The organism is Halogranum gelatinilyticum, from assembly GCF_900103715.1.
GTDB lineage: Archaea > Halobacteriota > Halobacteria > Halobacteriales > Haloferacaceae > Halogranum > Halogranum gelatinilyticum.
On sequence record NZ_FNHL01000003.1, the window covers coordinates 119668 to 131969 of the forward strand.

Sequence of the window (12302 nt, forward strand, 5' to 3'; positions counted from 1 at the left end):
TCAGATGGCCTTCAGCTGGTCCTCGTTCGGCTCGTAGCACTGGCCGTTCATCAGCGCGTCCTGAATCGCGTCCTCGACGGCTCCGGGGTCGACGCCGTACTCGTCGACGACGGCCGCGACGACCGCCTCGCGGGAGGCACCGTCGCCGTCGTCGAGGTCGCTCATCGCCGCGACCGCGGCGTCTTCGAGGTCGACGTCCGCGGCGTCGGCGGTGTCAGCGGCGTCCGCGGTGTCGTCCGCGCTGTCTGCGTCGGCATCTGCCGACGGTGCTGCGGTGGCCGGTTCGTCCTCTTCGGCCTCTTCGGTCTCGGAGTCGGCTGCGTCCAACTCGGATTCGAGGTCGTCGGCGTCGGGCACGTCGATATCCGCCTCGCCGGGTTCGCCGACCTCGCTGCCGGTCGAGAACTCGGTACCGAACTCGGCTTCGACCTCTTTGCGCTCCTCCTCGGGCAGTTCGTACATCCCGCTGTCGTCGGTTTCCCCCGTTTCGGTCCCTGAGTCCGCTGGTTCTGTCGTCCCGTCTTCGTCGTCGAAGTCGCCGAGACCACTCTCCGTGTCTGCGTCGTCGTCGAAGTCTCCCAGGTCGTCGTCGAAGTCGCTGAGTCCGGAGTCCGTGCTGGTTTCGGCTTCGCTCTCAGTGTCGTCGAAGTCACCCAGACCAGAGTCGGCGGTCCCGGTGGCTTCCGCGGGTTCGGCCGCCACGTCGTCCGCTTCGGTGGCGGAGTCGTCGACGAGCGTCTCGGTCGAACCGGCAGCGTCGGTCTCCGCCGCAGCCGACTCGGTCGGTGTCTCGGCGACCGGTTCGGCGTCCGTCTCCTCGACCGGGTCGGGGTCGGTGGCGGTGTCGGACGTCGGCTCTGCCCCGGTGTCGGTCGCGCTGACGGCTTCCGCAGGTTCGGCAGCGGTCTCAGCGGTCTCGTCCGCTTCTTCGCTGGCAGCCTCGTCGACGAGCGTCTCTGTCGATGCAGCGGCGTCCGTCTCGGCCGCGACGGAGTCGTCGACTTGCGGTTCGTCGGGTTCGTCGACCGGTTCGTCAGGCTCGACTGCCGGTTCGGAGACTTCCGCGGGCGTCTCGATCTCCGGCGCGTCGCCGAGGTCGACCGCGGGCAGCGGACCGAGCACCACGTCGCCGCCCTCGCCGGGTGCGAAGTCGAGCGAGCGGACCTCTTCGCGGTCGCCGGTGACGACCTCCAGCGCGTCGACGGCGAGCTGTCGGACGGCTTCGAGGTAGGCGCGGCTAGTACCGTAGTGGTCGATGGCGAGCGGGATGCCCGAGGCCAGCGACGGCGTCACGCCGCGGGCTTCGAGTTCGCGGGCGAGCGCGTCGCCGCGGTTCTCGGAGTCGAGTGCTTCGTCGAAGACGGCGACCCGTTCGAGCGTTGCTCTCGCGGTCGTGACGACCCACCGGTCGCGGGTGTCGCCGTCGACGTCGTTCAGACTCTCGGGGCGGACCGAGGTGAACACGCGGTCGGAGTCCTCCGGTTCGAACGTCCGGGCCTTCCCGGTCAGCGCGAGGAACGCTGGCGGAGTCGTGCGGTCGAGGAACGCCATCTCGTCGGGCTGGTACTGCCCGGCGTAGCTGACGAACGCGCCCGTCGGGTCGGCGAGCCGCCCTCGGAGCACGTCGTCGTTGACGGGTTCTTTCTCGGTCAGGACGCCCACTGCGAAGAGGCGGTTGACGCGAGCACCCGTCGGGGTGACGACGTAGTTCGGCGCGCGCTCCTCGTCGCTCTCGGAGTACGAGAGGGAGGCGTCGTCGAACTCGGCGGCGAAGAGACGGTGGGCGACCTCGCGGCGGCCCGGACCGTTGTCCCCGTCGTCCGCGCTCATGCCTTCACCTCCGTGACGCCGACTTCAGCAAGCAGCTCGCGGGCGCGGTCGGCCGGGTCGTCGTCGGACTCGGCGAACTCCTCGGCGTCGAGGTTCGCGCCGTACTCGTCGACCGAGAGGTTGCCCCGGACCCGGAACTCCAGGCCGACGATCTCCTCTCGGATGGCGTCGGCGACGACCTCCTTGTCCATCGCGTCGCGGGCGGCTTCCTTCGCGTCGGTGACGTCGCCGCCGTAGACGCGCTCGGTGAGGTCGGCGTCGAGCACGACGGTGACGGTGTCGGTGCCGTCGTCGAGGATGCCTTTCACGCGCAGGTCGTCCTCACCCTCGACCGCACCGTGGCTCCGGCACTGGCCGTTCTGGATGACGCGGGCGCACTCCGGACAGCGCTCGATGAGGCCCGAGCCGTCGCGCACCGCCAGGAGATTGCCGACGACTTCGACGTCGAACATCCCGCCGCTGTCGACGGCCTCGCGGACCGAGAGCTTGGGCGCGGAGTCGTTGACTGCGACCGGGCTCGCGAGTTCGGTGACCGTCGAGAACTCGGAGAGGTTGACCGAGGGAACGCCGCGGAACTCACGGATGTAGACGTCCTCGATACGGAGGCTCGCACCCTCTTCGATCTCTGTGTGGGGGTCCCAGTCGGTGAACGGCAGTCGGGCACTCTCATCGCCGACGACGCCCGAGAGGATGTCGGTGTCGCCATCGCGGCCGTTGATGGTCCGCTCTTCGACTTCGAGCACTTGGACCTCGACGTTGCGGCCGCGGTCGCCGGGTTCGAGGTCGAGCAGGTCGGCGTCGCCGCCGACGGGGTACTCGACGTCGACCTCCTCGGACGCCATCGCGACGGTCGAACTGTCGTTGAGGTTCAGTTCGGGTTTGCCGTCCCATTCGCGGATGCCCGCGTTGCCGATGGTGATGGAGTCGCCGGCCTCGAAGCCGAAGTCCTGCCACGCGGTGTAGGAGACCTTCCCCGTCCCGTCGGCGAGTTCGCCTTCGCGGATGGTGATGTCGTCGCCCTGATACCGGATGGTCCGGGTCCCGGCGGTCAACACCCGGACGGTCACGTTGACGCTGCCGTCCTCGGTGGTGATGTCGGCGACGTCCTTCGACGAGGGTGTGCTGCCGCCACCACCACCGCCGTGTTTCCGTCGGATGCTCTGTTTCGCCTCGTCCAGCGGCACGCTGTACTGGACCAGGTTCTCTAAGTCTTCCTTGACCTCCTCTTTGTCAACGCCGAGAGCGGAGGCGAGCTCCTCGGCATGGTCGTCTAACTGCATCAGCCACGGCTTGGTCCCCATGCGTTAAAAACCGTTGCACGCGGGAAGCCGGCCCACACCATTGGACGGAGACACGACGGCGTGAGACTGGGCCACCGGTACGGCGCGTGGCTTCGTGCCGTCTCGTCGGCGCGAGCCACTCGTGCGAGGGATGAGCGAACGAGCCTGCGAGTGAGCGAATCGGCTGGTGAGGGTGTGGCCGTGCCGTCGGGTGGGACTGAAAGGGGACGCGTTCTCGACGAAGGCAGGCGACGTAAGCACTGGAGCGAACGAAGTGAGCGAAGCGCGCAGCGAGCCTCCCGAGTCGAGAACGCGTGGGCTTTCTGAATGTTTTCGACTCCACTGACCACAACCGAGTCAGCACCGAGTCTGACGAAAGCCACCAAAAACTCATCTCGGCACGAACTGCTAAGTGCCCTCGCCTTCGACACGACTCCATGACCGAACACGAGTTCGACTGCGACGTGCGCGTCGCCGACGGGAAGACCGAAATCGCCATCAGCGGCACCCAAGAGGCCGCTGTCGTCGTCCGCTCAGAGTCGGGCGAGCGCGTCTACCTGCCGCCGGAGGGCTTCGACGCCGACGCCGACCTCGACAGCCCGTATCAAGCAGCCAGAAGCGACAGCCCGTACCAGTCGGTCGACAGCGACAGTCCGTACCAGTCGGCCCGCGACGACAGTCCGTACCAGTCCATCCGACGCGGTCCCGGCGTGACGAAGACCGCCGACGGCTTCACCATCGTCCACGGCGAGGAAGTGACCGAGTACAGCGTCTACCGGTAGTCTCAGACGCTCGAAAACTAACAAGTCCGACTGCCGCCCTTTTCAGAAGTCGCCCGCGGCGACCCGCTCGTAGACCTCGATGGTCTCGTCGACGACCTCGTCCCACGTCCGCGGTTCGTACTCCGGCGGTCCCTCGCGGGCCAGTGCCTCCTCGATGCCGTCGGCGATGGAGTAGGAGTCGATCTCGACCTCGACCACACAGCCCTCGGGCAGGCATTCGATGACGCCCGCGGGCGTCGAGACGACCTGCGTCCCGGCGGCCAGTGCCTCCGTGACCGTGATGCCGAACGGTTCCGAGAGCGACGGCGAGACGAACACGTCCGCCGAGGCGTAGTAGTCGCCCAGCTCCTCTTCGGGGATGTAGCCGACGAACTCCACCTGATCCGCCACGCCGATGAGTTCGACGAACTTCTTCAACTGCTCGGTCAGATGCCCCTTGCCGCCGACGACGAGCGTCACGTCGGGGTTCCGGAGATGCTTCATCGCATAGAGCAGATGCGAGATACCCTTCTGGTCGGTGTGGCGGCCGACGAAGAAGAGCATATCGCCGTCGATACCCAGTTCGTCCTTCATGTCGCGGCCGGTGATGTGCGGCTCCGTGAAGCCGTTGTGGACGATTGTCGATTCACCGCCGTACTCGCGGTTGAGTTTGTCCGCGAGCAGGTGGCTCACGGAGATGAGGAAGTCCGAGCGGTTGGTGACGCGCTGTTCGGTCTCGACCTCACGCTGCGGCGGGTCGACGTTACGGTCCGACGACAGTGAGTGGAACGAGGTGATCCACTCGATGTCGGCGTCGGCCTGCTGTGCGCGCGATCCCGGCCCGTAGCCGAACCAGTCGTGCGTGTGGACGACGTCGAAGTCGCCCTCGTCGGCCTTCTCGGCGAAGCGCTTGCTCAGCCGCCCGATGCGGGTGATGATGTCGCCGTCACCCGTCGCGACGCCCTCGATGTTCTCGCGGCCTTCCGGCGCGTACTCCGCGGGCAGAATCAGCTCCGCCTCGACGTCGTCGCGCTCTTCCATCCGGTCGAACACTTCGCCGACGTGTGTGTCCAGCCCACCCGTCACGTTCGGTGGGTATCCCCACCCGAGCATCAACACTCGTGGAACCATCTTGGGCTACCTTGCCAGTCACATTATTTAAAAGCCCGCCCCGGTGACTCCTCGCGGAGCCGACGCCGGGTCCGGTACTCGGCCTGAGCCTCGCGACGAGTCCGCATACCGCCGCGTCACTCACTCGTTGTCTTCGAACTCGACACCAGTAAACTCGAACCGTGCCCCACCCGCTTCGCTCTCGGTGATCTGGATCGCCCAGCCGTGGTCGTCGGCGATCTCGCGGACGATGGCGAGACCGAAGCCCGTTCCGTCGGATTTCGTCGTGTAGCCCGAGTCGAACACCTGCTCGCGGCTCTCCGCAGGAATCCCAGGGCCGTCGTCGGCAACGTAGAAGCCATCAGCGAAGGTCCCGACGGTGACGGTCACGTATTCACCGCCGTGCTCGACCGAGTCGCCGGATTCCGTCCGGCTGCTCGTGGAACCGTGTTCCACGCTGTTGCGCAGCAGGTTCTCCAAGAGCTGTCGAAGCCGCGTCTCGTCGGCACGTACCGTCCGGACGGTGTCGACGACGAGTGTCGCGTCGCCGGTCGCGACGCCCTGCCAACAGTCCCGGACGAGCTCGGCAAGGGCGACAGGACTGACCTCGTCGACGCCGCGGCCGACGCGTGCGAGCAGGAGCATATCCTCGATGAGCGTCTGCATCCGGCCGTGTGCGCGTTCGACGACCGCGAGATGGTCGTTGTCGCACTCCTCGCGCCCCAATTCGAGTCGCCCCTGCGCGACGTTGAGCGGGTTCCGGAGGTCGTGAGAGACGAGCGACGCGAACTCCTCCAGCCGTTCGTTCTGTCGCTTGAGTCGCTGGTTCGCCTCCCGACGCTGGAGTTCGTAGCCGACCCAGCCGCTCATGAGGTCGACGAGCGTCACCTCCCACTCGGTGAACTGCTCAGCGTGGGTGTCGGTATCGTAGAAACAGAACGTCCCGTAGACGTCGCCGTCGACAAAGACAGGCGCGCCGAGGTAACAGCCAATCCCCCACTCGGCGTTTCCGCCCCGCTCGAGGAGTTCGGGTGCGTCCCGCTCGATGTCGCCGAGGACGAGCGTCTGCTCCGTGCTCACGGCAACCTCGCAGTTCGTCATCGACAGCGGAATCGTGTCGCCTGCCTCGAGTTGGAATTCGGCGTCGGGGGCGGCGTCAACAACTTCGAACAGATACTCGTCGCCACAGACCTTCGAGAGGGTGCCGTAGGAGACGCCGAGGACGTCCCGGCCGAGCGCGAGCAACGCCTCGACCTGCTCGGTGAACGACTTCTCGCGTGCCGAGATGAGTTCGTACATCTCTTTGAGCACCCGTTCGCGGCCTTCGAGGAGTTCGCGCTGTCGATGCTGTTCGGTCACGTCGCGGAACTGCGAGAAGAGCGCGATGACCTCGCCGTCGTCGTCGGTGACGACACGGTTGTGCCACTCGCAGACGATGCGTTCGCCGTCCTTCCGGATGTTCTCGTTGACGCTGTGTGAGCCGCCGTCGTTGGCGACGAGCCGTTCCATGACGTCGGCGACCGCCTCCTGGTTGTCGTCCGGGACGAGCGTTCCCCACGGCTCTCCCTGCAGCTCCGCTTCGGTGTAGCCGAGGATGTCCTCGGCGGCGTCGTTTAGCCGGACGAGTCGCGCCTCCGAGTCCCACTCGATGACGCCCAGCGAGGACTGCTCGAAGAACAGCGAGAGTCGCCGCTCGTTCGACTCGAAGCGCGCTCGCGAGCGACGGCTCTCGACGGCCGCGGCGACGCGCTCGGCGAGACGGTCGATGTCGGCGTCGGCTTTCGGGAGATAGTCCGAGACGCCTGCACGGATGGCCTCGCTGGCGACCGATTCGCTGCCAGCGTCGGTGTAGAGTACGACGGGGAGACCGTCGTGGTCCGCGTCGCCTCGGACGGCTTCGAGCAGTGCCAGTCCGTCGCTGTCGGGGAGGTCGTACTCCGAGACGAGACAGTCGACGGCCGTCTCGGAGAGCCGTCGCAGCGCGTCCCCGGCCGTCGTCGCCGTCTCGACGTCGAACCGGCCGTCGACGCGCTCCAGACCGTCCGCGACAGCATCTGCGGACCCGTCGTCCCCGACGTAGAGGACGGCAAGCGCGTCCGCAGACGAGAGAGTCATGGTTTCACCCACTTCGCGACACGAAGATAACTGTTTGGTGCGTCACCGGGTCGACACCGGCCACCGCTCGGGGCGCGACGACCGCCGCATGACCCCACCGAAAGCGGTTTTCACACCCCACGCGATTGCCCCGGTATGCACGTCGTCGTCAACGCCGCCACGAGTGCCGACGGAAAGCTCTCGTCGCGGCGGCGCGAGCAGATCAAGATCAGCGGCCCGGAGGATTTCGACCGGATGGACCGCATCCGCGCCGCCGCCGACGCGGTCATGGTCGGTGTCGGCACCGTCCTCGCCGACGACCCCCATCTCGTCCTCGACGTGGAGGACCGCCGCGTCCAACGGCTCAAGAACGGCCGTCCCGGCAACCCCGCCCGCGTCGTCGCCGACTCACGCGCTCGGACGCCGACCGACGCGAGAATCCTCGACGACGAGGCCGTGACTTACCTGCTCGTCGCCGACGTCGCCCCCGACGACCGCGTCGCCGCGCTGGAAGACGCTGGCGCGGTCGTGGTTCGGGCGGGCGAGGAGCGCGTCGACCTCGCTGCGGGCCTCGCAGAACTCGAATCGCGCGACGTGGAGCGGCTGATGGTCGAAGGCGGCGGCGAACTCATCTTCTCGCTGTTCGCGGCCGGGCTGGTCGACGAACTCTCGCTCTACGTCGGCTCGCTCGTCATCGGCGGCCGCGACGCGCCCACGCTGGCCGACGGCGAGGGGTTCGTCGACCGCGAGGAGTTCCCGCAGCTCGAACTGGACTCGGTCGAACGGCTCGACGACGGCGTCGTCCTTCACTACACGGTGTGAGCCGGTCGTGCACGTCGCCGACAAACCGGCTCAATAGTTAAGCCACTGCCACCAGTAGGTATCCCCATGAGTACACCCGAGAGCGCAGGCAAGCCGGTACCCGTCGAGAGCGAAGACCACCTGAACGAACTCGTCGCGGACAACGACATCGTCCTCGTCGACTTCTACGCCGACTGGTGTGGGCCGTGTAAGATGATGGAGCCGACCCTCGAAGAGGTCGCCGCCGAGACCGACGCCGTCGTCGCCAAAGTCGACATCGACGAACTGCAGGAGTTCGCCAAGTCCCAGGGCATCCGCTCGGTCCCGACGCTGAAGTTCTTCGCCGACGGCGAGGAGGCCAAATCCGTCATCGGCGTACAGGACAAAGCGGACCTCGTCGACGTCATCGAACAGCTCTCCTAATCGCGACTCTCGTTTTTTCCACAGAACGAAACGGTCCGGACTGTGACGTCCGAAACGGCTCGGACTCACTCGGATTCCAACGTCTGCAACAGCCCTCAGCGACGACGACGCCAGCCGTTCCGACGCCAGCGACGACGAACCGTCCCGAAGCCAGACCGCTCGTGCTACGCGACGCGCTTGAAGTCGACAGTGTGGTCCGAATCGGCGGTGTGTTCGTCGACGAACTCACGAGCCCGCTCTTCGGAGTCGACGAGCGATTCGGTCTGACAGTCGCGGCAGACGACGTGGAAGGTCCGGTAATGTGACGCCATGTCACAAGCCATGCCCGGACAGGGGGTTAAGTAATCACACCATTATGCCGGTCTCACGGAGAGTAACGACACCGTACCGGCCGGCTGCCGTCTGCGTAATCGGCCGTTAGCCGGGTCAGAAGGGAACGTCCGAGAAGTCCTCGCCATCGTCGGACTCGTGGGCCCACATCCCCGTTCCGGCGTGGACCTCGGAGAGTTCGTCGAACTCGGCGACCATCCGGGTCTTGAGTGCCTGAATCGTCATCGGGGAGATGCCACAGCCCGAACAGGCACCGGTGAGCGAGATCCAGACCTCGCCGGTCTCCTCGTCGATGGCGTCGATGCCGGCGTCGCCGCCGTGCATCTGTATCTGCGGGAAGTTTCGCATCATGAACAGCTCGATACGTTCTTCGAGGCCCTTCTCCGGAGCTGTCGTGCTCATTGGTCGGGGAAGGCGGCCAGCCGATATATGACTTCGTGTCGCGAACGGTGTTGTTGGTCTCGTCGCTGTCGCCAGCAGCGGTGGACCCGACGTCGACAGCGACGAAACCGCCACACGTCGGCGAGGAACTGCCGGTGGGTTCTTCCGAGTGTCACAAGGCATATATCACGATTGAGTGTGATTAACACTCATGGACTACGCACTCTCCGAGGAGCACCGTGCCATCAAAGAGGAGGTCCGCAAGTTCGCCGAGAACGAGGTCGCGCCCGTCGCAAGCGAGTACGACCAAGCGGAGAAGTATCCCCACGAGGTCGTCCAGAAAGCTGCCGAAATGGGGCTGACGGGCGCGCACTTCCCCGTCGAGTACGGCGGCGTCGGCTACTCGTCGCTGGAGAACGCGCTCGTCACGGAGGAACTGTTCGCCGTCGACCCCGGCGTCGGTCTCTGTATCACGAGTGCCGGCTTCGGCGCGGAGGCCATCATCGAGTTCGGCACCGAGGAGCAGAAAGAGCAGTATCTCCCGCCCATCGTCGAGGGCGAGTCCGTCATGGGTGCGGCCATCAGCGAACCGCAGGCCGGGTCGGACGTGACGTCGATTCGGACCCGCGCGAAGAAAGACGGCGACGAGTGGGTTATCGACGGCTCGAAGATGTGGATAACCAACGGCTCCGTCGGCGACTACTTCGTCGTCATGTGCCAGACCGACCCCGACGCCGACGACCGCTATGCGGGCTTCTCACAGATCATCGTCGAGGCCGACCGCGACGGCTTCGAGGCCGACAAGATAACGGGAAAGCTCGGCATCCGCGCCAGCGACACCGCCGAACTCTACTTCGACGGCGTCCGCGTGCCCGAGGAGAACCTCGTCGGCACGGAGGGGATGGGCTTTCTGCAACTGATGCAGTTCTTCGACGAGACGCGCACCGCGGTCGCCGCACAGGGCGTCGGCATCGCGAAGGGTGCCTGCGAGCGCGCGCTCGACTACGCTCAGGAGCGCGAGCAGTTCGGCCGCTCTATCGGGGAGTTCCAGGCGATTCAGCACAAGCTCGCCGATATGCACATCCGTACAGAGGCCGCCCGACAGCTGACCTACAAGTCGGCGTGGAGCGTCGACAACGACGAAGGACAGCTGACGGCACTGGCGTCGATGGCCAAGGAGTTCGCCTCGCGGGTCGCCACCGACGCGGCCGACGAGGCCGTCCAGGTCTTCGGCGGCGCGGGCTACGTCAACGACCACGACGTCGAGCGGCTCTACCGCGACTCGAAGATCACGCAGATCTACGAGGGGACGTCGGAGATTCAGAAGAACATCGTCGCCCGCGAGCTGCTCGGTAAGGGCTTCTGACCGGGTTGCGGGCGGCCACGGCAAGCCATCGAACCGCGGTGACAACGCCGCCTCGTCGCCCCGTCGCCTCGCCGCCTCGCCGCCCCGTCACTTCGTCGCTCCACCGCCCCGTCACCAGTCGCCCGTCGCCCCGTCGCTCTGCCATCCGACCTGCTGTCCTCGGCACGTGTCAACATCGGGGAGGGCTTTTAAGCTCGGAGGTGGTATCCCGAGATATGATTTCACTCGACGAGGCCGTGACAGCACGACTCGAATCGCACGGCGCGCGCTTCGAGGTGCTCATCGACCCCGACGCAGCGTTGGCGATGAAACGCGGCGAGTTCGACGGCGAGCTGGAGGACGTCATCGCCGCCGAGGACGTCTTCGAGGACGCCTCCCGCGGGGACCGCCCCGCCGAGAGCGACCTGGAGAAGGTCTTCGGCACGACCGACCCGATGCAGATCATCCCCGAGGTCGTCGAACGCGGGGAGATTCAGATCACGGCCGAACAGCGTCGCGAGATGCAAGAGCAGAAGCGCAAACAGCTCATCAACAAGATCGCCCGTAACGCGGTCAACCCGCAGATGGACGACGCCCCGCATCCGCCGGAGCGGATCGAGCGCGCGCTGGAGCAGGCGGGCTTCAAGATCGACCCGATGGAGACCGTCGAGTCGCAGGTCGACGACGCGCTGGACGCGCTGCGGCCGGTCATCCCGATCCGCTTCGCCGAGGTCACCATCGCGGTCAACCTCCCCGCCGAATACGCCGGGAGCGCGCAGGCGCGCGTCCGGACCTTCGGCGACCTGGAACGCGAGGAGTGGACGAACGACGGCGGCTGGGTCGGTGTCCTGACGTTCCCCGCGGGGATGCAGAACGACTTCTACGACCTCGTCAACGACCTCACCAGCGGCGAGGCCGAGACGCGCATCGTCAAGGACAAAGACGAACTCAACACGCGGTAACGCGGTCGGGACGTCATTTTCGTGTGGCTGCGTTGCTACCGACAGTGCCATGGACGAGCGACGCGGTCGCTGGCAGAGATGGAAAACGGCCGTCGAATCTCACGACTGAGCCGGTCGGTTGAGAGAGAAGAAAATCTACTGAATGTGGCCTTCGCGGCGGAGCTGGTCGGCGTCCTGGTCGGTGTAGCGCCATTCGATGTTGGCCTTCTCGTCCTGCCAGGACCACGGTTCGCAGATGACGACGTCGTCCTCGTTAATCCACGTCCGGTACTTCATGCGGCCGGGGATGCGGCCGAGTCGTTCTTTGCCGTCTGCACAGCGGAGACGGACGTGGTTGCCACCGAGTCGTTCTGTGACCACGGCGAACACTTCGTCTTTGTTGGGCATCCGAAGGTTACGGCGCCCGGATTCTTCGCTCATAATATAGCTGGGACACGCAAACGGTTAAATCATTGGAGATGCGCGCTATCGTATACCACGGGGTCCCGGCAAACGAGGGGAGTGAAACGGACGAGAATCGGTCGGAAGAGAAGAGCCGTACGACCGTCGGAGACCGCCTGAGAGCGCGTTATCCCTTCTTGAAGCCGAGGAAGAAGCCAGCGGCGAACCCGCCGGAGATCGAGAGCGTCGAGAGGATCGTCATGACCCAGTCCGGCGGCGCGCCGGTCGCGGCGTCCTGACTGGTCTCGACGAGGCCCGCAGTGAGCCTGTCCCAGTCGACGGTGAGGATTTCGCGCGATTCGAGGAACTTGAACAGCGCGAGCTCGATACCGACGAGGATCGCGATGATCTTGGCCACCTTCTTGGCGGCGAATCCGATGATGCCACCGATGATCGCTCCGGAGCCGGCTTCGATGCCGAGCTGCTGGAAGTCGATGGCGATGGGGAGACCAGATTGCAGCATAGTCACAAATCCGTCACTCTCGGTTAAGACCTTTGTGCCCGACCGTCGGACACACGTCAGCCGCGCCGACAGGTCGGATGG

13 protein-coding genes are annotated in these 12302 nt (G+C 65.9%); 5 read left to right on the forward strand and 8 right to left on the reverse strand.

From position 1 onward, the window contains the following. Window positions 1-1830, reverse strand: coding sequence for a hypothetical protein (locus tag BLR57_RS11950; protein WP_089697784.1), 1830 nt, complete (start codon window positions 1828-1830; stop codon window positions 1-3). Then, on the reverse strand, window positions 1827-3110 hold the full coding sequence (locus BLR57_RS11955; protein WP_089697785.1) for a Single-stranded DNA binding protein: 1284 nt from the start codon (window positions 3108-3110) through the stop codon (window positions 1827-1829). Before BLR57_RS11955 ends, BLR57_RS11950 begins: the two co-directional genes overlap by 4 nt. Window positions 3111-3547: 437 nt before the next feature. Between BLR57_RS11955 and BLR57_RS11960 the strand changes: the two genes are divergently transcribed. Continuing rightward, window positions 3548-3892, forward strand: a complete 345-nt coding sequence (locus tag BLR57_RS11960) for a DUF7510 family protein (protein WP_089697786.1) — start codon at window positions 3548-3550, stop codon at window positions 3890-3892. A 42-nt stretch (window positions 3893-3934) separates the two neighbouring features. Here BLR57_RS11960 and BLR57_RS11965 read toward each other — a convergent pair whose 3' ends face one another. Both BLR57_RS11965 and BLR57_RS11970 read right to left on the reverse strand, forming a co-directional pair. Further along, window positions 3935-4984, reverse strand: a complete 1050-nt coding sequence (locus BLR57_RS11965) for a glycosyltransferase family 4 protein (protein WP_089698398.1) — start codon at window positions 4982-4984, stop codon at window positions 3935-3937. A gap of 138 nt (window positions 4985-5122) precedes the next feature. Continuing rightward, on the reverse strand, window positions 5123-7096 hold the full coding sequence (locus BLR57_RS11970; RefSeq protein WP_089697787.1) for a PAS domain S-box protein: 1974 nt from the start codon (window positions 7094-7096) through the stop codon (window positions 5123-5125). Window positions 7097-7231: 135 nt separating this feature from the next. Between BLR57_RS11970 and BLR57_RS11975 the strand changes: the two genes are divergently transcribed. Further along, window positions 7232-7897: a 2,5-diamino-6-(ribosylamino)-4(3H)-pyrimidinone 5'-phosphate reductase gene (locus BLR57_RS11975; protein ID WP_089697788.1), complete on the forward strand. Its 666-nt coding sequence runs from the start codon at window positions 7232-7234 to the stop codon at window positions 7895-7897. Between the two features lie 66 nt (window positions 7898-7963). Further along, window positions 7964-8299 carry a thioredoxin gene (trxA, locus tag BLR57_RS11980; protein ID WP_089697789.1) on the forward strand — a complete coding sequence of 112 codons (336 nt, stop codon included), beginning with the start codon at window positions 7964-7966 and terminating at the stop codon, window positions 8297-8299. A 164-nt stretch (window positions 8300-8463) separates the two neighbouring features. Here the strand turns inward: trxA and BLR57_RS19430 are convergent, their stop codons facing one another. Together BLR57_RS19430 and BLR57_RS11985 are read right to left on the reverse strand one after the other, a co-directional pair. Then, the gene (locus tag BLR57_RS19430; protein WP_170830630.1) at window positions 8464-8610 is read right to left on the reverse strand and encodes a DUF7542 family protein; all 147 of its coding nucleotides are present in this window, start codon (window positions 8608-8610) and stop codon (window positions 8464-8466) included. A gap of 115 nt (window positions 8611-8725) precedes the next feature. After that, a complete protein-coding gene (locus BLR57_RS11985; RefSeq protein ID WP_089697790.1) occupies window positions 8726-9031 on the reverse strand; it encodes a NifU family protein in 306 nt (101 codons plus the stop codon). Between the two features lie 190 nt (window positions 9032-9221). Here BLR57_RS11985 and BLR57_RS11990 point away from each other — a divergent pair, with 190 nt between their 5' ends. Both BLR57_RS11990 and BLR57_RS11995 read left to right on the forward strand, forming a co-directional pair. Further along, complete coding sequence (locus BLR57_RS11990; RefSeq protein WP_089697791.1) at window positions 9222-10376, forward strand: acyl-CoA dehydrogenase family protein; 1155 nt, start codon at window positions 9222-9224, stop codon at window positions 10374-10376. Window positions 10377-10591: 215 nt separating this feature from the next. Further along, entirely contained in the window at window positions 10592-11317 is a 726-nt protein-coding gene (locus BLR57_RS11995) for a ribosome assembly factor SBDS (RefSeq protein WP_089697792.1), read from the forward strand. Between the two features lie 135 nt (window positions 11318-11452). On the opposite strand, the gene BLR57_RS12000 is transcribed toward BLR57_RS11995, so the two are convergent. Next, window positions 11453-11737, reverse strand: coding sequence for a translation initiation factor eIF-1A (locus BLR57_RS12000; protein WP_089697793.1), 285 nt, complete (start codon window positions 11735-11737; stop codon window positions 11453-11455). Window positions 11738-11885: 148 nt separating this feature from the next. Further along, window positions 11886-12221: an FUN14 domain-containing protein gene (locus BLR57_RS12005; RefSeq protein ID WP_089697794.1), complete on the reverse strand. Its 336-nt coding sequence runs from the start codon at window positions 12219-12221 to the stop codon at window positions 11886-11888. Window positions 12222-12302 lie beyond the last annotated feature (81 nt).